The organism is Streptomyces sp. iso_384, from assembly GCF_056172905.1.
The window spans coordinates 7203805-7224403 of sequence record NZ_JBWBTT010000001.1 but is presented as its reverse complement, the minus strand read 5'-3'; the positions used below and the strand labels follow the sequence as shown (position 1 = coordinate 7224403).

Sequence of the window (20599 nt, the reverse complement as noted above, 5' to 3'; positions counted from 1 at the left end):
GGCCGGCCACCGGACGCCCGTCGCGTCTTCCGTGTCAGGGGGAGGAGGGGTGTGAGGGTCTTCGGCACCTGCACCCCTCCGCCGAGGCCCGCGTCCTCGACGCGACGAGCCGCATGGCCTCGTCGCGGTCCCAGTTGAGCGCCGCCGTCCGCATGGCCTCGATCCCCGGCGGCAGATCGAGCCCCAGGTCCTCCGCGAACAGCTTCTGGCAGCGACCGACCACCGACAGCGTGCTGGCGGTGTCGCCGTGCAGACAGTGCACCGCGGCGAGCAGTTCCCAGAGATGCTGCCGGTAGGGAGCCTCGGCGATCAGGCTCTCTATGCGGTAGGGCAGCATGCTCGTGCGGCCGGCGAGAACGGACGCGGTGAAGAGGTCCTGATAGGCGTCCAGCCGGAGGTTGTTGAGCCCCGCCGTGTGGGAGCTGAACCACCGCGTGGGCGGCAGGTCCTGTCCGAAGGGGCCGTTCCAGAGGTCTACCGCCAGTTCCAGGGCGTCGACGGCCGACTCACTGAATCCATTCAGCAGCCAATTTCGGCCACGTTCGACAGCCGCCGTGAACCGGGGAAGGTCGAATTCCTCGGCGGCGATCTCCAATCCGTATCCGCTCTGGCCGCCCCGGTAGGTCTTCACCCGCTCGCCGAGTCCCTCCTCGATCTCGTCGAGCTCCCTCCGCAGTCCCGTCACATGGCTGCGGAGGTTCGCCGTGGCCGATACCGGTGGGTCGTCCCACAGGATCTCGCTGAACTCCGCGATGCCGATGGGCCGTCCGAAGCGGAGCAGGCACGCCGTGAGAACGGCCCGCCGGACGGGTGAGGTGACGGACATCGTCCTGCCGCGGACCGAGAGCTGCCCGAGAACGCCGAAACAGGGGGCGGCGCGTATGTCGGGGGTGTCGTGCGGTGGCGCCGGGGTGGGGAGGGCGGCGGGCCCTGGGGTGTTCCGAGCGGTGGGGGGGACGGAGCCGTCGGAGAGACCGGCTCGTGCGCGGTTGATCAACAGGTACCCTCCCGCCGGTGCGACGTGAGCGGAGCGTCGATACCGAGACGGAGAGGCTCTGCTGTCCGGTTCTCGCCGTCAAGTGGAACGGCGGGAGGGGTCCTGTGCGCGGGGTGCGCCGCGATCCTGCTCAAGTGCGTCATGTCGTCTCCTGCTTGGTCAGGGCAGGGGGAACGCACACAAGTGTTCCTCAGTCGTTCCCCCGTTGGAACGTGGCTCACGCTGTCAGAGCTGATGTGATCCGGCTAGCACCAGCGTGTGATTGACTTGAATCTTTCCCTAAGGAACCTTCCGATCCGTTCTACTGGGAGGTAAGGTCCGCCGCTTCTCCTCGGTGGAGACGCCCCGGGGCCGCCGACCCGTTCCCGTTACCGCTGCCTTTACGGATCTCCGGCACGCTGCGCACAGAAAATCATGCAAGCGCGCTTGATTGTTTTCCGGCGCGCTGCCATGCTCCTGGGCACCACACCCGGTCCCGAGGGGGGGCGCACGTGTCCGCTGTCGTAGCCGTGATCGACGATCTGCGCGAAGAGAGCGACGAACTCGACGAGCTGGTGAGGGAGTTGAATGCCTCGGACTGGCGCGGGCCGACCCCGGCCGAGCGGTGGACCGTGGCCCACCAGATCGCCCATCTCAGCTGGACCGACGAGGTCGCGGTGCTGGCGGCCACCGAGCCGGACCGGTTCGGCGACGAGGTGACCAGGGCCCTGGCCGCCCCCGACTCCTTCGTCGACGAGGCGGCCGACGCCCTGGTCGCCGCCCACGCCCCGGACGCCCTGCTCGCCCGGTGGCGGGAGGGCCGGAAGCGGCTCGACAAGGTCCTCCGCGACGCCCCGGACGGGACCCGGATCCCCTGGTACGGGCCGCCGATGAGCGTGGCGTCCATGGCGACCGCCCGGCTCATGGAGACCTGGGCGCACGGCCAGGACATCGCCGACGCCCTCGGCGTGACCCGGACCCCCACCGCCCGGCTCCGGCACGTGGCGCGGATCGGCGTACGGGCCCGGAACTACGCCTACGCGGTACGCGGCATCACCGCCCCCGAGGTCGAGTTCCGCGTCGAACTCCGCACTCCGGACGGCGAGCTGATCGCGTACGGCCCGGAGGACGCGGCCCAGCGCGTCACCGGGCCGCTCCTCGACTTCTGCCTCCTGGTCACCCAGCGCGCCCACCGCCGTGACCTCGCGGTCACCGCCGAGGGACGCGACGCCGACCAGTGGCTCTCCCTCGCCCAGGCCTTCGCCGGGCCTCCCGGACCGGGCCGGCTGCCCCGCGCGGAGCGCGCCGGACAGGACGGCCACCGGTGAACACCCCAGCTCCGGATCGCACTTCCACCCCCGGCCCCGTCCTCGCACCCCTCCGGATCGGCAACGCCTCCGGCTTCTACGGCGACCGCTTCGACGCGCTGCGCGAGATGCTCACCGGCGGCCCCCTCGACGTCCTCACCGGCGACTATCTGGCCGAGCTGACCATGCTCATCCTCGGCCGCAGCCGCCTCAAGGACCCGGAGAAGGGCTACGCCACCACCTTCCTGCGCCAGTTGGAGGAAGGGCTCGGCCTCGCCCATGAGCGCGGGGTGAAGATCGTCGCCAACGCGGGCGGCCTCAACCCGGCCGGACTCGCCGACGACGTGAGGAAGTTGGCGGCCACGGTCGGTGTGCCCGTCGCCGTCGCGCATGTCGAGGGCGACAGCCTGCCCGTCCCGGACGGATTCCTCACCGCCAACGCCTACTTCGGCGGCACCGGGATCACCGCCTGTCTGCGGGCCGGGGCCGATGTCGTCGTCACCGGCCGGGTCACCGACGCGGCCCTGGTCACCGGTCCCGCCGCCGCCCACTTCGGCTGGGGCCCGGACGACCTGGACGCACTCGCGGGCGCCGTGGTCGCCGGGCATGTCCTGGAGTGCGGTACGCAGGCGACCGGCGGCAACCACGCCTTCTTCCGCGAGCACGACCCCGCCCGCCTCCGTCGCCCCGGCTTCCCGCTCGCCGAGATCCATGCCGACGGCTCGTCCGTCATCACCAAGCACGACGGCACGGGCGGGGTCGTCGACCTCTCCACCGTCACCGCCCAACTCCTGTACGAGACCGGCGGAGCCCGGTACGCGGGCCCCGACGTCACCGCCCGCCTCGACACCGTGACGCTCACGGCCGACGGCCCGGACCGGGTCAGGATCGACGGCGTACGCGGCGAGGCCCCGCCGCCCACCCTCAAGGCCGGGCTCACCCGGCTCGGCGGCCGGCGCAACGAGGTCGTGTTCGTCCTCACCGGCCTGGACATCGAGGCCAAGGCGGACCTGGTGAAGGCCCAGTTCGCCGACGCCCTGGAGCGCGGCGGCACCCGCCCGCCCGCCGAGGTGCGCTGGGAGCTGGCCCGTACCGACCACCCCGACGCCGACACCGAGGAGCGGGCCAGCGCGCTGCTCCGGCTCGTCGTCCGCGACCAGGACGCCGACGCGGTCGGCCGGGCCGTCTCCGGGGCCGCCGTCGAGCTGGCCCTCGGCAGCTACCCCGGCTTCCACGTCACCGCCCCGCCCGGAAAGGGCGCGCCCTACGGGGTGTTCGAGGCCCGGCCCGTACCGGCGGGCGATGTCGAGCACACCGCCGTGCTGCCGGACGGAAGCCGACTGGTCATGGAACCGCCCGGCCTCACGCAGGAGCCGGCCGAGGTCGAGGAACCGCCGCTGCCCGACCCGTACCCCTCCGCCGCCACCCGGCGCGTCCCCCTCGGGCTGATCGCGGGCGCGCGCAGCGGCGACAAGGGCGGCGACGCCAACGTCGGTGTCTGGGTGCGCGGTGAGGACGCCTGGCGGTGGCTGGCGCACGAGCTGACCGTCGAGCGGTTCAAGGAACTGCTCCCGGAGACCGCCGACCTGACCGTCGTCCGCCATGTCCTGCCCAACCTGCGCGCCCTGAACTTCACCGTCCGCGGCCTCCTGGGCGAAGGCGTGGCCGCCCAGGCCCGGTTCGACCCGCAGGCCAAGGCGGTGGGGGAGTGGCTGCGGTCCCGGTGGCTGCCCGTCCCCGTACCGCTGCTGGAAGGCATCCCCCTCCCGGAGGTGACCGCATGACCGTCCTGCCCACCGCGCTCGACACCACCAGTCCCGAGTACGCCACGAACCGGGCCACCCTGCTGGCCAAGCTCGCCGAGCTGGAGACCGAGCACGCCAAGGCGCTCGCGGGCGGCGGCGAGAAGTACGTGACCCGGCACCGGGGGCGCGGAAAGCTTCCGGCGCGCGAGCGGATCGAGCTGCTCGTCGACCCCGACACCCCGTTCCTGGAGCTGTCGCCGCTGGCCGCCTGGGGCAGTGCCTCCCCCGAATACGCGGTCGGGGCCTCGCTCGTCACCGGGATCGGGGTGGTGGAGGGCGTCGAGTGCCTGATCACCGCCAGCGACCCGACCGTGCGCGGCGGGGCGTCCAACCCCTGGACGCTGAAGAAGGCCCTGCGCGCCAACGAGATCGCCTTCGCCAACCGGCTCCCCGTCATCAGCCTGGTGGAGTCGGGCGGGGCCGATCTGCCGTCCCAGAAGGAGATCTTCATCCCGGGCGGGGCGCTGTTCCGGGACCTCACCCGGCTGTCCGCCGCCGGAATCCCCACCGTGGCCGTCGTGTTCGGCAACTCGACGGCCGGCGGCGCGTACGTCCCCGGCATGTCCGACCACACCGTGATGATCAAGGAGCGGTCCAAGGTCTTCCTCGGTGGACCGCCCCTGGTGAAGATGGCCACCGGCGAGGAGAGCGACGACGAGTCGCTCGGCGGGGCCGAGATGCACGCCCGTACCTCCGGGCTCGCCGACCACTTCGCCGTCGACGAGCAGGACGCGATCCGCCAGGCCCGCCGTATCGTCGCCCGCCTCAACTGGCGCAAGGCGCACACCGATCCCGGACCCGCCGAGCCGCCGAAGTACGACGAGGAGGAGCTGCTGGGCATCGTGCCGGGCGATCTGAAGGTGCCGTTCGACCCGCGCGAGGTCATCGCCCGGCTGGTGGACGGCTCGGACTTCGACGCGTTCAAGCCGCTGTACGGGACGAGCCTGGTGACGGGGTGGGCGCGGCTGCACGGCTATCCGGTCGGGATCCTCGCCAACGCCCAAGGGGTGCTGTTCAGCGAGGAGTCGCAGAAGGCCGCCCAGTTCATCCAGCTCGCCAACCAGCGCGACATCCCGCTCCTCTTCCTCCACAACACCACCGGCTACATGGTCGGCAAGGAGTACGAGCAGGGCGGCATCATCAAGCACGGCGCGATGATGATCAACGCGGTGGCGAACTCGAAGGTCCCGCATCTGTCGGTCCTGATGGGCGCGTCCTACGGGGCCGGCCACTACGGCATGTGCGGCCGCGCCTACGACCCGCGCTTCCTCTTCGCCTGGCCCAGCAGCAAGTCCGCCGTCATGGGCCCGCAGCAGCTCGCGGGTGTGCTGTCCATCGTCGCCCGCGCCTCGGCGGCGGCGAAGGGACAGCCGTACGACGACGAGGCCGACGCCGGGCTGCGCGCCATGGTGGAGCAGCAGATCGAGTCGGAGTCGCTGCCGATGTTCCTGTCCGGGCGGCTGTACGACGACGGGGTCATCGATCCGCGCGACACCCGGACCGTCCTCGGCATGTGCCTGTCCGCGATCCACACCGCACCGGTCGAGGGCGCCCGCGGCGGCTTCGGCGTCTTCCGGATGTGACCCGCCCATGAGGAGTGACGTGATCCACACCCTGCTCGTCGCCAACCGGGGCGAGATCGCCTGCCGGATCTTCCGCACCTGCCGTGACCTGGGCATCACCACGGTCGCCGTGTACTCCGACGCGGACGCGGAGGCCCTGCACGTACGGGAGGCGGACCTCGCCGTACGGCTGCCGGGGGCCGCGCCCGCCGACACCTATCTGCGCGGCGACCTCGTCGTGGCCGCCGCGCTGGCCGCCGGGGCGGACGCCGTGCACCCCGGCTACGGCTTCCTCTCCGAGAACGCCGCCTTCGCCGCCGCCGTGCAGGACGCGGGGCTCGTCTGGGTGGGCCCGCCGGTGAAGGCCATCGAGCTGATGGCGTCCAAGACCCGGGCCAAGGAGCTGATGGCCGGGGCCGGGGTGCCGCTGCTCGCCCCGGTGGACCCGGCGGCGGCGGGCGAGGACGATCTGCCGCTGCTGCTCAAGGCGGCCTCCGGCGGCGGCGGCCGCGGCATGCGCATCGTCCGCGAACTCGACGCCTTGCGCGGTGAGTTGACGGCGGCGGCCGCCGAGGCGGCGTCGGCCTTCGGCGACGGCGAGGTCTTCGCCGAGCCGTACGTGGAACGCGGCCGGCACGTCGAGGTCCAGGTGATGGCCGACGAGCACGACACCGTGTGGGCGCTCGGCACCCGCGACTGCTCGCTCCAGCGCCGCCACCAGAAGGTCATCGAGGAGGCCCCCGCGCCCGGCCTGGACGAGGCCCTGCGCACCCGGCTCCACGAAGCGGCGGTGGCGGCGGCCCGTGCCGTGGACTACCGGGGCGCGGGCACCGTGGAGTTCCTGGTCTCCGCCGACGGCCGCCCGTACTTCCTGGAGATGAACACCCGCCTCCAGGTCGAACACCCGGTGACGGAAGCCGTGTCCGGGCTCGACCTGGTCGCCCTTCAACTGCGCGTGGCCGATGGCGAGCCGCTGCCGTCGACCGCACCCCCGGAGCCGTCCGGCCACGCGGTCGAGGCCCGGCTCTACGCCGAGGACCCGGCCCGCGACTGGCAGCCGCAGACCGGGGCCCTGCACGCACTGGAGGTGCCGGACGCGCCGGGCCTGCGCCTGGACACCGGATACACCGGCGGTGACACCATCGGCGTGCACTACGACCCGATGCTCGCCAAGGTCATCGCCCACGCCCCGACCCGCGCCGAGGCCGTCCGGCTGCTCGCCCGCGCGCTGGAGAGGGCCCGGATCCACGGGCCGGTCACCAACCGCGAGCTGCTCGTACGGTCGCTGCGCCACCCGGACTTCGCGGCGGCGCGCCTGGACACCGGGTTCTACGACCGGCACCTGGCCGCCCTGACCGCACCGGGATCCGGCGACCCCGCCACCGCCGCCCTCGCCGCCGCCCTGGCCTCGGCCGTACGCAACACCGCCGCACCCGGCGGCCCGGCCCCCACCCGCTTCGGGGCCTGGCGCAACGTGCCCTCGCAGCCCCAGCACAAGCGCTACCGAAGCGAACCCGAAGGGACCGAACACGAGGTCGCCTACCGCACCGGACGCACCGGCGCCCCGGAACCGCAGGACGCCCCCGGCATCCGGGTCCTGGCCACCGCACCCGACCGTGTCACCCTCGAAGTCGGCGGCGTGACCCGGCACTTCTCCATCAGCGCCCACGGCGACCGGATCCACGTGGACACCACCGGCGCCTCGCACACCTTCACCGCCCTGCCCCGCTTCACCGACCCCGCCACCCACACCGCCCCCGGCTCCCTGCTCGCCCCGATGCCCGGGACCGTCGTCCGCCTCGCGGAGGGCCTGACCGCCGGGGTTCCCGTCGAGGCCGGGCAGCCGCTGATCTGGCTGGAGGCGATGAAGATGGAGCACCGCATCCTCGCCCCCGTCACCGGCAACCTCACCGCCCTGCACGCCGCCCCCGGCCACCAGGTCGAGGTCGGCGCGCTGCTCGCCGTGGTCCAGGAGGACCCGGCCGCCACCCCCGTACCCGTTCCCGTACCGGAGGAGACCGCATGAGCACCGCACGCACCGCCCTCGAAACCGAAGAGCACCAGGCACTGCGGGCCGCCGTCGCCGCCCTCGGAAAGCGGTACGGGCGCGACTACATGACCACCGTCATCCGCGAGGGCAACCACACCGACGAGCTGTGGGCGGAGGCCGCGAAGCTCGGCTACCTCGGCGTGAACCTTCCCGAGGAGTACGGCGGCGGGGGTGGCGGCATGGCCGAACTCTCCATCGTGCTCGAAGAGTTGGGTGCGGCCGGCTCGCCGCTCCTGATGATGATCGTGTCGCCCGCGATCTGCGGCACGGTCATCGCCCGCTTCGGCACGGAGGAACAGAAGCGGACGTGGCTGCCGGGCCTCGCCGACGGCAGCCTCACCATGGCCTTCGGCATCACCGAACCGGACGCGGGCTCCAACTCGCACCGCATCACCACCACCGCCCGCCGCGACGGCGACGACTGGCTCCTCACCGGCCGCAAGGTCTTCGTCTCCGGCGTCGACATAGCCGACGCCACGCTGATCGTCGGCCGCACCGAGGACGCCCGCTCCGGGAAGCTGAAGCCCTGCCTGTTCATCGTCCCGCGCGACGCCCCCGGCTTCGGCCGGAACCAGATCGACATGGAACTCCACGCCCCCGAGAAGCAGTTCGAACTCGTCCTGGACGACGTACGGCTGCCCGCCGACGCGCTCGTCGGCGACGAGGACGCGGGCCTGCTCCAGCTCTTCGCCGGGCTCAACCCCGAACGGATCATGACGGCCGCGTTCGGCATCGGGATGGGCCGCTTCGCCCTCGGCAAGGCCGTGGAGTACGCCCGTACCCGCCAGGTCTGGAAGGCCCCCATCGGCTCCCACCAGGCCATCGCGCACCCGCTCGCCACCGCGCACATCGACCTGGAGCTGTCGCGCCTGATGATGCAGAAGGCGGCCCGGCTGTACGACGAGGGCGACGACATCGGGGCGGGCGAGGCGGCGAACATGGCGAAGTACGCCGCCGGGGAGGCGTGCGTGAAGGCCGTCGACCAGGCCGTGCACACCCTCGGCGGCAACGGCCTGACCCGCGAATACGGCCTCGCGTCCCTGATCACCGCGTCCCGGGTGGCCCGGATAGCCCCGGTCAGCCGCGAGATGATCCTGAACTACGTCTCGCACCAGACGCTGGGCCTGCCGAAGTCCTACTAGGGCCTGTCGTTCGGATCAGGCCCTGACCGCGCCGTGATTCTTCGCGCTGTCCGACCCCTCCCCATCCCTCCCCCGCAGGGGTGATTCTGACCCTCCACACCCGCACGGCGTCCCGCGCCTCCGCCACGGCGGCACGGGAAGCCGCGACGACAGGGGACCGCCATGGTGTTCCGCAGCGAGTACGCAGACGTACCGGCCCTCGACACGCCCATCCACGACGCGGTCCTCGGCGAGGCCGCCGGGTTCGGTGACACCGTCGCCCTGATCGACGGGACGAACGGCACCTCCCTCACGTACACCCAGCTCGACGGCTTCCACCGGCGCATCGCCGCCGAGCTCGCCGAGGCGGGGCTCCGGAAGGGCGACGTCCTCGCCCTGCACAGCCCGAACACCATCGCCTACCCGGCGGTCTTCTACGGGGCCACCCGCGCCGGGGCCTCCGTCACCACCGTGCACCCGCTGGCCACGCCCGAGGAGTTCGCCAAGCAGCTCGCCGACAGCGGCGCGAAGTGGATCGTCACGGTCTCACCGCTCCTGGCGACGGCCCGCCGGGCGGCCGAGCTGACCGGCGGCGTAAAGGAGATCTACGTCTGCGACCAGGCGGAGGGCCACACCTCCATCCTGGACATGCTGGCCTCCACGGCCCCCGAACCGGAGATCGCGATCGACCCCGGCGAGGATGTCGCGGCGCTCCCGTACAGCTCCGGCACGACGGGCACGCCCAAGGGCGTGATGCTCACGCACCGGTCGATCGCGACCAACCTGGAGCAGCTGAGACCGTTCATCCCCATGGGCGAGGGCGACCGCATCCTGGCCGTCCTCCCCTTCTTCCACATCTACGGCCTCACCGCCCTGATGAACGCGCCGCTGCGCTGCGGCTCGACGGTCGTCGTCCTGCCCCGCTTCGACCTGGCACAGTTCCTGGAGGCCATCCGGACGCACCGGATCACCGGCCTGTACGTGGCCCCGCCGATCGTGCTGGCGCTGGCGAAGCACCCGCTGGTGGGGGAGTACGACCTGTCCTCGCTCCAGTACATCGTCAGTGCGGCGGCCCCCCTGGACGCCGAGCTGGCGGCGGCGTGTTCGGCCCGGCTCGGGGTCCCTCCGGTGCGGCAGGCGTACGGGATGACGGAGCTGTCGCCGGGCACGCACGTGGTGCCGCTCTCCGTCGAGCAGCCGCCGCCGGGCACGGTCGGCAAGCTGCTGCCGGGCACCGAGATGCGGATCGTGTCGCTGGAGGACCCGGCGAAGGACGCCGAGCCGGGCGCGGACGGCGAGATCCTCATCCGCGGCCCGCAGGTGATGAAGGGCTACCTGGGCCGTCCCGACGCCACCGCCGACATGATCGACGCGGACGGCTGGGTGCACACGGGCGACGTCGGCCGGACCGACGCGGACGGCTGGCTGTACGTCGTCGACCGGGTGAAGGAGCTGATCAAGTACAAGGGCTACCAGGTGGCCCCCGCCGAGCTGGAAGCCCTGCTCCTGACCCACGAGCAGGTGGCGGACGCCGCGGTGATCGGGGTGTACGACGCCGAGGGCAACGAGATCCCGAAGGCGTTCCTGGTCCGGGGCCCGGCGGCGGACGGCCTGACGGAGGACGACGTGATGGCGTACGTCGCCGAGCGCGTGTCCCCGTACAAGAAGGTGCGGCAGGCCGAGTTCATCGAGGCGGTGCCCCGGGCGGCCTCCGGCAAGATCCTCCGGCGCGAGCTGCGCGACCGCGAGAAGACGGATCGTTCGGGACCATCGGAGGAGAAGTGACTCTGATCGCCACATCCCGGGAGCGGGGCATCGCGACGCTGACGCTCGACTCCCCGGCCAACCGCAACGCGCTCTCGGCGGCGCTGGTGGCGGAGTTGCGCGACGCCCTGGCGGAGTGTGCGGGCGACGACACCGTACGGGCGGTGCTGCTGGCCCACACGGGGTCGACGTTCTGCGCCGGGGCGGATCTGAAGGCGCCGCCGGACCCGGCGGCGTTCGTGGGCCTGATGCGGGAGATCATGGCGCTGCCGAAACCGGTGGTGGCCCGGGTGGACGGCCATGTCCGGGCGGGCGGTCTCGGCCTGCTCGCGGCGTGCGACATCGCGGTGGCGGGCGAGGCGTCGTCCTTCGCCCTCACCGAGTCCCGCCTCGGCCTGGCCCCGGCGGTCATCTCGCTCACGCTGCTGCCGCGCCTGGACCGTACGGCCGCGCACCGCTACTACCTCACCGGTGAGCGCTTCGACGCGGCGGAGGCGGCCAGGATCTCGCTGGTGACGGTGGCCGCCGAGGACGTGGACAAGGCGCTCGTCCCGGTCCTCGACGGGCTGCGCCGGGCCTCGCCGCAGGGGCTGGCCGCATCGAAGGAGCTGGTCACGGCTACGGTGCTGAGGAGCTTCGACCAGTACGCCGAAGACCTCATCGCCCGCTCAGCAGCGCTGTTCGCCTCCGACGAGGCGAGAGAGGGGATGACGGCCTTCCTGGAACGACGGGACCCAGCGTGGGTGCGGTGACCTCCTCCTCCACCACTCCTCGGGCTGCTCACGCGCCCAAGCAGGACCGCAGCCGGGCGACCCGGCAGCGGCTCCTGGAGGCCGCGGTGGCCTGCCTGGCCGAACACGGCTGGGCGGGCTCCACCGTCTCCGTCGTCGCCGAGCGGGCCGGCGTCTCGCGCGGCGCGGCCCAGCACCACTTCCCGACCCGCGAGGACCTGTTCACGGGTGCGGTGGAGTACGTCGCCGAGGAACGCTCCGCCGCCCTGCGCGCACTGCCCGTCCAGGGCCGGGCCGAGGTGGTCGCGGCACTGGTAGACCTCTACACCGGCCCGCTGTTCCGGGCGGCGCTCCACCTCTGGGTGGCCGCCGCCAACGAGGCCCAGCTCCACCCGCGCGTCACGGAGCTGGAGGCCCGGGTGGGCCGCGAGACCCACCGCATCGCCGTCGAACTCCTCGGCGCCGACGAGTCCCGCCCCGGCGCCCGCGAGACGGTCCAGGGCCTGCTGGACATGGCCCGCGGCCTCGGCCTCGCCAACCTCCTCACCGACGACACCGCCCGGCGGGCGCGGGTGGTGGCGCAGTGGGCGACGCTGGTGGAGGAGGGGCTGGGTCCCCGGGGCTGAGCTGGTGCGGACCTTCCGGTGTACGGGAGTCGACGCGGGGATGAGGAGTGGGCGGCGAACGTTCGCACGGCCGTCCGAACACCCTTGGGCCGCCGAACCGCTGGCTACGTTGACGCTGTGCGGAGGCAGCAGTGGTCAGCGAACGACGGCGCGGGCGCGAGCGCGCGGGGTGTGTCCACGGACGCCGAGCAGCTGCGCCGGGAGGCGCGGCGGCCGTCCGGTCCGGCCGGACCGGGGGTCTTCGGCGGTGGTCCCGGCGGCCTGATGCCCCTGCAGCGGATGCTGGGCAACGAGGCCACCACCCGGGCGCTGCGCCGCGGGAAGCGGCCCGCCGCACCGCCCCCGGCCATCGACGAGCGGGCCGAGCAGGGGCTCGTGCTGCCGCCGTACCTGATGGACCTGGAAGCGGGCGGACTGTCCACCGCGTACGGGCTGACCGGGCAGGAGTTCGTGAGCAGCGCCGTCGCGGCCGTCGTGGGCCACGGCGGCGGCACGGTGGCCGCCGTCGCCGCCGAACTGGCCGGGCGGCCCGAGTCGTTCTACGGCCGGGGCCGCGCGTTCGCGGTGGAGGGCGCACAGGGCGGCGACGGGTTCGACGTCACCGTGCGCATCGCGCCCGCGCCCGACGACCGGCCGCCCACCTTCCACCCGGCCGCCGACCTGCCGTCGGCCGCACCGGACCCGGGCGGGGCGCCGCTCGCCGCGGTGGACGAGGCGGAGGGCAAGGAGACCAAGGTCGACGTCCAGCACAACAGCGGGGCCACCACGAGCAGAACGGCCGGCAACTCCTCCAGCACCGGCGCCGGCGGCACGGCGTTCGGGCTCGCCCCGGTCGCACCGGGGCTGTGGCTGGGCGGCGCGGTGACCGGCAGCGTCCAGCCCTGGCAGTCCTCACGGGACTCCCGCGCCCAGCGCGGCGTCGCCGAACCACGCGTCCTGCGCAGCGACAAGGGCTCGGTGGAAGTGCCTCGCCGAGTGGTGTACGTCGTACGGATCCGGCCCCAGGCGGGCGGGGACGAGCAGACCTTCCGGGGCTCGGGCGGCCTCACCCAGCGGGTGCCCACCGAGCACCTCGTCCCGGCCGGCACCGGGGCGCCGGCCCGGCCGCAGCCGGTGGCCGACGACCTCGCGCGGCGGGTCGCGCTGGCCGACTCGCTGGCCCCGGTCGCCGTCTCCGACACCGAGGGGCCGCACCAGGGCGGCGGCGGCCTGTTCGACGCGGTCGCCTCCGTCCTGCACCCGTCGCTGACCGCGCCCGGCGCCCCCGGCCGCTCCCGGCTGTACGAGGCGACCGCCACCGCGACCGTGCTGGAGGACCTGCCCCGGCTGCTGGGCAGCGGCGTCACCGGCGACGATCTGTACTCCAAGGACGGCAGCAGCGCCGGCAGCTACCGGATGCGCGCGGTCGTCACCGGTCTGTCGCCCGCCTGGGCCACCGGCAAGACGCAGCTCCGCACCCATCAGCAGGCCCAGCACACCGCGACCGAGTCGGCGGGCAAGGGCCGCGCCGTCGCGGGCGGCGTCGGCCCGGCGATCGGGGTCGGGGCGGCGGCCAACGCGGCCGTGGTGCGGGCCACCGCGATGCCGGTCGCCGCCGCCCGCAAGGCCCGGTTCAGCGTGAACGAGCAGACCGTCTCCAGCCGCCAGGGCGCGGAGGTGCGCGGCGTGAAGGTGCTGTACCTCGGGACGGTGGAGTTCGCCGTGGAGGGCACCGGGCCCCGGTCGGTCCGGGCGATCCTGCGCCCGGAGGCGCGGGAGGCCACCCACGCGATGCGGGTCTGGGTCGGACTACGGGCGGACGAGGCCCAGGAGTTGGGCCTGCCGCTGCCGCCCGGGGTGACGGCGGGCGAGTTCATCAAGGGCCCGGAGCGGCCGCAGCGGGCGGGATCGGGGGCGAACGCCGAAGAGGGCGAAGGAGCGGCGGAAGGCGAACGGCACCTGCCCTTCGGCGCGATGGGATCGAGCGTGACGCTCGGCCGGCTCGACACCGCGCCCATGCTGAAGGCCGTGCAGGAGCTGTTCGCCACCGACCCCCGGCTGACCGGCTATCTGCCCGCCTTCGGCGCCACCGCGCCCCCGGCGGGCCTCAGCAGGGAGGAGGACGAGGCGCAGCGCATCAACCACCGCGAGCTGATGGCCGCCCTTTCCGAGGCCAACCTGCGGGTGAACAAGGACCAGTTGCTCTCCACCGGCATCCGGGTACGGCTGCGCCGCAAGACCGCGATGCACTCCCATGACGTACAGCTGCGCGTCCACGGCGAGCTGGGCGAGGCGGCCCACCTCGGCGACATCGACGACTGGCTGGTGCGCGCCCACTCCGGTGTCGCGGCCAACGCGCAGAGCGGGCGCAGCAGTTCACGCTCCATCGGCGGCATGGTGCTGGCCCAGGCCCGGCTGGTGCCGGGCGTCCTCACCGGCTCGGCCCGCTACGAGCGGCAGAGCTCGGGCTCCCGCCGCAACCAGGGCGGACCCACCACCCGTACCGACGTCCTCACCAACGGGTCGGAGAAGGCGAGCGCGTTCGGGGCGGCGCTGCGGCTGAACGTGGACGTCACCATGACCTCACGGCAGCGCAAGCTGGCCCGCGCCGTGACCCCGGGCGGCCCCGGCCGGGACGCGCCGGAGGCCGGGCTGCTGTCCGGACTGCACATGGAGGAGCAGGAGATCCGGCTGCTGACGCCGTCCGAGTTCACCGTCGGCACGGACGAGAAGGCACGGCTGGACGCGGGCGCCGGCCAGGCCCCCGGCCCGGAGCGGGCCGTCGGCGCGGCGGGCATCGGCGAACTGTCCCGGGTGGCCCCGGCCCCGGCCACCGGGCAGCTCGTACGGGACTGGCAGCTGGTGGAGACGATCGGCGACGGGCAGCCGGTCCGCGACCTCGCCCTGGCCCTGCTGTCCCGGGCCGCCGCCCGGGGCCGGGCGGGCCGCCAGGACCCGGCGCTGGCCGCGGAGGGCCTGGCGCCCCGGCTGGCGGTCGAGGAACGCTTCAGCCCCCGGGCGATCACGGCCGCGCTGCGGCAGGCCGCGTCCTCCGGATGGGTGGTGAAGAACCTGCGGTACCCGCGCCGGCTGGCCGCGCTGAACGGCGCGGTGGGCACCCGGCTGGCGCTGGCCGCCCCGCAGCTGGTGCACGAGGCGGCGGGCCCCGGCACCGAGACGTTTCTGCTGGGCGGCCACCAGGCCGGAGGACAGCAGGGGGAGGGCACCTCGAGCACGGTCCAGGTCGGGGCCACCGGCGTGCAGAACGGCGCGGAGTGGCGGGTCGGCGAGGGGCTGTCGGGGTACCGCACGACGGGCAAGGGGGACAGCGAGGCCGCCACGGTGTCGGGAACCGTGGAGCGCAACGCCCACACCCCCAAGAAGGCCCCGCTGTATCTCGTACGGTGCGATCTGCTCGTCACGATGGTCGCGGAGGTCAAGGTCACCGGCGGCGGCCCGTACGTCGCCGACGCGGCCCGGACCCTGCCGGGCGCGGCGGCGGTGTGGCTGACGGCGGAGCAGCTGCGGGCGGCGGGGGTGGACCTGCCGGAGTCGGCGCGGAAGGCGCTGAAGCTGGATGCGGAGGCATCGACGTCGGCCGAGGCATCGACGTCGGCGGCACCGGCGGTGGCGTCCACGTCAGCGGCGGCCCCGGCCTCGACATCGGCAACGGCATCGGCATCCGCGTCCGGTGGGCAGGCCCGCCCGGGACCGACCCTGGCCCGCGACCTGCCGCTCGGCTTCGGCATGATCGAGGAGCTGCCGGACTTCGTGCCGCTGCTGGAGCGACTGCGCGGCACTCTCGCGCGGACCGGCCGACAGGATGTGGCCGACGACCTGTTGCCCCGGCAGCAGCTCCGCGACCGTAACGACAACGTGCAGCGCCTGCTGCGGGTCCTGGACCGGGACGGCTCCACCGGACTGCTGGGCAGCGCCATGGACGGCGGCGTCACTGTGGAGCTGCTGGACGGCCGCAGGACGCCGTACTGGGCGGTGTTCAAGGTGGACCGGGTCGGCGCGGGCTCCTGGGAGGGGGCGGCGGACGACGGCCGGGACATGGAGTACATCACCTCGGCCGCCGCCCAGCAGGCCACCTCGCACGACGAGGGGGCGACCACCGGTGTGGAGGGCATCCTCGCGGGCTCCGGCAAACCGGACGGCGGAGCGGGGCCGGTCAAGAGCGCCGGGGCCGCCGCCGGGCTCGGTGTCGCCTCGGGCTCCGGACGCCGCCGGGGCGAGGCCGCGCGGAGCCAGCTGGGGACGAAGACCGTCGCCGAGGCGAAGACGGCGAAGGCGGCGAAGATGCGGGTACCGGTCATCGCCACCCTCGAACTCCACCGGGGAGACCGCCGGCTGGCGTTCGCCGCCACGGGCCGTACGTCGCTGGTCCACCGGATCCTGGAGAGCGACCTCACGGCGCTGCACCGGATGACCGCCCCCCGCCGGGCCCCCGTACGCGCCCGGTCGGACAGGCCGCCGGGCGACCCGGCCGGGCTGGGCGCCTGGCGGGCCGACGGGGTGCCGCTGCCGATGGAGGCACAGGTGAACGGATTCCAGGGAGCACCGAGCGTAAGGGAGTTGGTGAACACGGCGGTACGGGCGGCGGGCGGCGGCGACCGCTTCCGGCAGAAGGGCCAGGCCGCCGCCTACACCCTGGGCGAGGCGGTCTCCACCGAGTGGCTGATCTCCGCCCTGCCGCTGCTCACCAACGCCGGGGCGGAGCTGCCGCCGGTGCACGCGAGCGGGGCGTCGGGCCAGGACCTCCAGGCCTCGGTGCACGCGCGACTGCGGGCGGGCAGGGTGCTGGGCGCCGGGGACAAGATGACGTTCGAGACCGTCGCCCAGAGCCACCTGGGGGCGCCCCGCCCCACCCAGGGCGAAGGCCAGAGCGCGGCCGAACAGAGCCGCCAGGCACGCGGACTCCTCGGTGCGGGCGTGCTGAACGCCGACGAGTTCCGCCTCAACCAGTTGATGGGCAACACGGGCGGCGCGGGCTCGGCGAGCGGCGCGGCGGCGCACGGCGCGGGCTCGATGCCGCTGCACAAGCCGAAGTTCACGTCGGTGCTGGTGCAGTTCACGTTGGACGTACGGGTGGTGGCCCGGGTGACGGACCGGGTGCGCACTTCCCGTACGGCGGTGGCGGAGCGCGAACTGACGCTGCCCCGCCCGGTGGTGGTCCGCATGCCGCTGCCGACGGCGACCCGCCTGCTGGCCGCCCACCCGGACGCCGTCACCGACCCACGCGACCACCTGGGCCTGCGCACGCCGGCCGCACCACCGCTGACGGGGCCCTGACGGGTGCCTGGCCTCAGGGAGTGTTGCGCCCCTGGGAGGCGCTGCCGTCGTAGACGTGGCCCGGGGTGGCGATCTGCGTCACCGCGCGGGCGAGCAGGGTGGACGGCTCCTGGCTCCCGCTGAGGGAGTCCGTGTTGATCATGATGACCATGGTGGCCTTCTGCGCGGGCAGGTAGACGGTCACGGTCTCGTACCCCGGCAGCGAACCGTTGTGCCCGATCCACCCGCCGGTCTCGAAGATGCCCAGGCCGTAGCTGAGCCCCGGGAACCCGGTCGGCAGGGTCGTGAGCCGCTGTGCCTGGGTCTCCGGGCTGAGCAGCTCACCTGTGGCGACGACCTTGGCCCAGCGCCGCAGGTCGTGCAGATCGGAGATCATCGCCCCGGCGGCCCACGCCCAGCTGGGGTTCCAGTCCGTGGCGTCCTCGGTCTCACCGCTCAGCGTCTGGTCGGTGTAGCCGTGGGCGTGCGGCTCGGGGAACTCCGCCCCGGTCGGGAAGAGCGTGCTGTGCAGGCGGGCGGGGCGGAGCACCCGCTCATGGATGACGCGGTCGAGGCTCTGACCGGTGACCTTCTCGATCACCAGGCCGAGCAGGACGAGGTTGGAATTGGAGTACTGGAACTCCGCGCCCGGCTTGAAGGTGTTCTTGTGCTGCATGCCGTACGCGAGCACGCCGCGCGGGGTGAACGAGCGGTACGGATCGCTCAGCAGGTCGTGCACGAAGCCGGCGTCCGCGGTGTACGGGAACAGACCGCTGCGCATCCCGGCGAGCTGGCGGAGCGTGATCCGGTCGCCGTTGCGCACGCCGGAGACGTAACGGGAGATCGGGTCGTCCAGCTTGACGAGCTTGTCGTCGACGAGCTGGAGCAGCGCGGTGACGGTGAACGTCTTGGTCTCACTGCCGATCCGGATACGGGTGTCGGCGGACATCGGCTCACCGGTGACCGTGTTGCCGACGCCGCTCGCGTGGACGTAGCTGCCCTTGCCCGGCATCCACAGCCCGACGACGGCACCCGGGATGCCGACCTGTTCGCGGACGTCCTCGATGGTCCTGTCGAGCTTGGCGGTCAGCGCGGGGTCGAGACCGCCGGTCGGACAGCGGTCGTCGTCGCCGCGCCGATCGTGTCTGCCGCCCTGATCGTGCTGAACGCGCTGGTCGTGCTGGTCGAGGGCTGCGGCGTGGACCGCCGGGGCGGGAGCCAGGGCCAGCGGGGCCAGGACGGACGCCGCGAGCAGCATCGCGGCGAACGGACGTCGGGCGGGGGAGCGTCGCATGTGGGGGTGCCTCTTCCGAGCCATGGGGGAGGGGGGCGGAACGGACGGCAACGACACCATCCGCCCCCGGACCTCCGTTCCGCATCCCGCCCGCGCCCTGCCAAGTCCACTCGTTCGGAGCCGCGCGGACTCAGGCGTGCCCGGAGCCCTCACCACGCGGAACCGGCGTCCCCTGGTGGTAGTACAACCGCCAGGCCGTCTCCCCGTCCCGCCTGCGCCACAGCGAACTCCGACGGGCCCGTTCGCCGCCGACGACGGTCTCGTACGTGAGATGCACCAGCCCGGGCGCCAGCACCACCCCGGTCATACCGGAGGCCTCGAAGCGCGGCCCGTCCGCATTTCCGCCGTCCAGGTCGGGGAGCGCGGCGATCATCTCCTCGTACGTCCACCGCTTCCCGGAGGCCCCGACCTCGACGAACTCCGGGTCGAGCAGGGTCGCGGCGAGCGACCGGGAGAGACGTACGGCGGAGTCCAGCAGCCGCAACTCGCCGTCGATGGCCGCGCTCACATCTGTGCTTTCCTGGTTCTCCTGATTCATTCGCTCATGATCGCCGGTGGGCCCTCCCCCCCCCGTGAGCAGGATGACGACCTCGGCCGGAGTGCCGAGCGGCCTCGGGCAAGTGAGGCGCGCCGCCCCGTCGCCGTCACGTGCACAGGGCGGTATCGAGGAGCGCGTCGACACGGCCGGGGCCCTGCTCGGTGGGCGCCCGGTCGGCGGTGACGGCGATCGCGGCGGCGCGGCCGTCATCGGTGGCCGCGGGGCGCGTGGCGTAGCCGGGGATATCGCCGCCGTGCCCCCACATCAGGCCGCCGCAGCTCAGCGGCGTACTGGTCAGTCCCAGTCCGAACCGGACGCCGGAATCGTCGAAGTCACTGTCGCCGATCTCGACGGTGGTGCGCATCTGGGCGAGCTGCGCGGGTGCGAGCAGCCTTCCTCCGAGCAGAGCGGTGAGGAAGCGGTTCAGGTCGCCGGGGGTGGAGACCAGCTGTCCGGCGGCCCACCCCCAGGACGGGTCGAGCTCCGTGACGTCCTTCAGCGGAGCGCCGGGCTTCGCCGCGAAGTAGCCCTTGGGGTGGGCCTTCCGCATGCGTTCCTCGCCCACACCGGGGAAGTAGGTGCGGCGCAGCCCGATGCGGTCGATGACCCGGTGGGTGATCTGCTCGGCCAGCGGGCGGCGGGTGACCTTCTCGATGATCAGGCCGGCCAGTATGTAGTTGGTGTTGCTGTACTTCCAGCTGGTCCCGGGAGCGAAGTCCGCCTTGTGCGCGAACGCCTGGTCGAGCAGGGCGCGGGGCTGGACGTAGGTGTGGCGGCCCTCCCCGGCGAGGTCCTCGTCGCTCATGTGGTCGGTGTAGTTGGGCAGTCCGCTGGTGTGCTGCAGCAACTGGCGCACGGTGATGTGGTTGCCGTCGATGTTCTCGCCCCGCACCAGGTTCGGCAGGTAGTCCTCCACCGGGTCGTCGAGAGCGACCTTTCCTTCGCCGACCAGCTGGAGGACGACCGTGGCGACGAAGGTCTTGGTGTTGCTCCCCGCCCGTACCTGCCCGTCTACCGGTACGTTCGCTCCGGTCCTCAGGTCCGCGACGCCGGACGTGTAGTGGCGGGTACGGCCGTCACGGCCGACGGTGGCGGCCAGAGCCGCGGGGTACCTGTCGTCGTGGACCAGGCGGTCCAGCCCCCGCTGTACGACGCCCCCGGGGCCGCGCCCCTGGGGGGCCGCGGACGCGGGCAGCGTGCCGACCACGGCCAGGGCGGCCGCCATCACGGCCGCCACCGCGATGCCTCGCCGCCGCCCTCGGCCCGCTGACGACGACACGGCACGGATACGCCGGACCTGATACGGACGATCGGTCATGGAGAACCCTCCTGGTGCAACCGCTGGATGCTTCGGAAATCCCGATGCGTCCAGCCTGCGGGCTCAAGATCGATTCCTCGATCCGGGCAGCGGGCCCATGCGCGGTAGGGCTAACCCCCGCGCTTCGAAGGGGCGGGGCAGGTCGGTTCACCGCCGTGGAGAAGGCCACCGGTTGAAGAAGGCGCTCGAACCTCGGGTCCCGCATCCCGAAGCCCGAAGCCCGGGCCCCGAGCCTCGGGCCGCCGCCTTCAGAC

13 protein-coding genes are annotated in these 20599 nt (G+C 73.2%); 9 read left to right on the top strand and 4 right to left on the bottom strand.

Annotated features, from left to right (window positions below):
- Positions 1-34: 34 nt before the first annotated feature.
- Positions 35-826 carry an AfsR/SARP family transcriptional regulator gene (locus tag AC0VY3_RS32415; RefSeq protein WP_475551225.1) on the bottom strand — a complete coding sequence of 264 codons (792 nt, stop codon included), beginning with the start codon at positions 824-826 and terminating at the stop codon, positions 35-37.
- Between the two features lie 662 nt (positions 827-1488).
- Between AC0VY3_RS32415 and AC0VY3_RS32410 the strand changes: the two genes are divergently transcribed.
- From AC0VY3_RS32410 to AC0VY3_RS32370, 9 genes are all read left to right on the top strand, one after another.
- Positions 1489-2304 carry a TIGR03084 family metal-binding protein gene (locus AC0VY3_RS32410; protein WP_103512016.1) on the top strand — a complete coding sequence of 272 codons (816 nt, stop codon included), beginning with the start codon at positions 1489-1491 and terminating at the stop codon, positions 2302-2304.
- Complete coding sequence (locus tag AC0VY3_RS32405; RefSeq protein ID WP_475551224.1) at positions 2301-4067, top strand: acyclic terpene utilization AtuA family protein; 1767 nt, start codon at positions 2301-2303, stop codon at positions 4065-4067. The genes AC0VY3_RS32410 and AC0VY3_RS32405 overlap by 4 nt, the downstream gene beginning before the upstream one ends.
- Entirely contained in the window at positions 4064-5671 is a 1608-nt protein-coding gene (locus tag AC0VY3_RS32400; RefSeq protein WP_103512014.1) for an acyl-CoA carboxylase subunit beta, read from the top strand. Before AC0VY3_RS32405 ends, AC0VY3_RS32400 begins: the two co-directional genes overlap by 4 nt.
- A gap of 7 nt (positions 5672-5678) precedes the next feature.
- Entirely contained in the window at positions 5679-7676 is a 1998-nt protein-coding gene (locus AC0VY3_RS32395; protein ID WP_475551223.1) for an acetyl/propionyl/methylcrotonyl-CoA carboxylase subunit alpha, read from the top strand.
- Positions 7673-8842 (top strand): acyl-CoA dehydrogenase family protein, encoded by a 1170-nt coding sequence (locus AC0VY3_RS32390; protein WP_103512012.1) that lies wholly within the window; start codon positions 7673-7675, stop codon positions 8840-8842. Before AC0VY3_RS32395 ends, AC0VY3_RS32390 begins: the two co-directional genes overlap by 4 nt.
- A gap of 162 nt (positions 8843-9004) precedes the next feature.
- Positions 9005-10606, top strand: coding sequence for a 4-coumarate--CoA ligase family protein (locus AC0VY3_RS32385; RefSeq protein WP_475551222.1), 1602 nt, complete (start codon positions 9005-9007; stop codon positions 10604-10606).
- Positions 10603-11337: an enoyl-CoA hydratase family protein gene (locus tag AC0VY3_RS32380; RefSeq protein WP_475551221.1), complete on the top strand. Its 735-nt coding sequence runs from the start codon at positions 10603-10605 to the stop codon at positions 11335-11337. The genes AC0VY3_RS32385 and AC0VY3_RS32380 overlap by 4 nt, the downstream gene beginning before the upstream one ends.
- A complete protein-coding gene (locus tag AC0VY3_RS32375) occupies positions 11325-11942 on the top strand; it encodes a TetR/AcrR family transcriptional regulator (RefSeq protein WP_103512009.1) in 618 nt (205 codons plus the stop codon). Before AC0VY3_RS32380 ends, AC0VY3_RS32375 begins: the two co-directional genes overlap by 13 nt.
- 117 nt (positions 11943-12059) lie before the next feature.
- Entirely contained in the window at positions 12060-17216 is a 5157-nt protein-coding gene (locus AC0VY3_RS32370) for a hypothetical protein (RefSeq protein ID WP_475551220.1), read from the top strand.
- Between the two features lie 13 nt (positions 17217-17229).
- Here the strand turns inward: AC0VY3_RS32370 and AC0VY3_RS32365 are convergent, their stop codons facing one another.
- From AC0VY3_RS32365 to AC0VY3_RS32355, 3 genes are all read right to left on the bottom strand, one after another.
- Complete coding sequence (locus tag AC0VY3_RS32365) at positions 17230-18489, bottom strand: serine hydrolase domain-containing protein (protein ID WP_103509240.1); 1260 nt, start codon at positions 18487-18489, stop codon at positions 17230-17232.
- 130 nt (positions 18490-18619) lie between these two features.
- Positions 18620-19027, bottom strand: coding sequence for a nuclear transport factor 2 family protein (locus AC0VY3_RS32360; protein WP_103509239.1), 408 nt, complete (start codon positions 19025-19027; stop codon positions 18620-18622).
- Positions 19028-19133: 106 nt separating this feature from the next.
- The gene (locus AC0VY3_RS32355) at positions 19134-20345 is read right to left on the bottom strand and encodes a serine hydrolase domain-containing protein (RefSeq protein WP_103509238.1); all 1212 of its coding nucleotides are present in this window, start codon (positions 20343-20345) and stop codon (positions 19134-19136) included.
- Between the last annotated feature and the right edge of the window lie 254 nt (positions 20346-20599).

Bases quoted from the DNA above. Each gene is read 5' to 3' on its own strand.
- AC0VY3_RS32395 (WP_475551223.1), top strand. From the start codon at position 5,679: ATGAGGAGTGACGTGATCCACACCCTGCTCGTCGCCAACCGGGGCGAG.
- AC0VY3_RS32400 (WP_103512014.1), top strand. From the start codon at position 4,064: ATGACCGTCCTGCCCACCGCGCTCGACACCACCAGTCCCGAGTACGCC.
- AC0VY3_RS32365 (WP_103509240.1), bottom strand. From the start codon at position 18,489: ATGCGACGCTCCCCCGCCCGACGTCCGTTCGCCGCGATGCTGCTCGCG.
- AC0VY3_RS32385 (WP_475551222.1), top strand. From the start codon at position 9,005: ATGGTGTTCCGCAGCGAGTACGCAGACGTACCGGCCCTCGACACGCCC.
- AC0VY3_RS32355 (WP_103509238.1), bottom strand. From the start codon at position 20,345: ATGACCGATCGTCCGTATCAGGTCCGGCGTATCCGTGCCGTGTCGTCG.
- AC0VY3_RS32415 (WP_475551225.1), bottom strand. From the start codon at position 826: ATGTCCGTCACCTCACCCGTCCGGCGGGCCGTTCTCACGGCGTGCCTG.
- AC0VY3_RS32360 (WP_103509239.1), bottom strand. From the start codon at position 19,027: ATGAATCAGGAGAACCAGGAAAGCACAGATGTGAGCGCGGCCATCGAC.
- AC0VY3_RS32390 (WP_103512012.1), top strand. From the start codon at position 7,673: ATGAGCACCGCACGCACCGCCCTCGAAACCGAAGAGCACCAGGCACTG.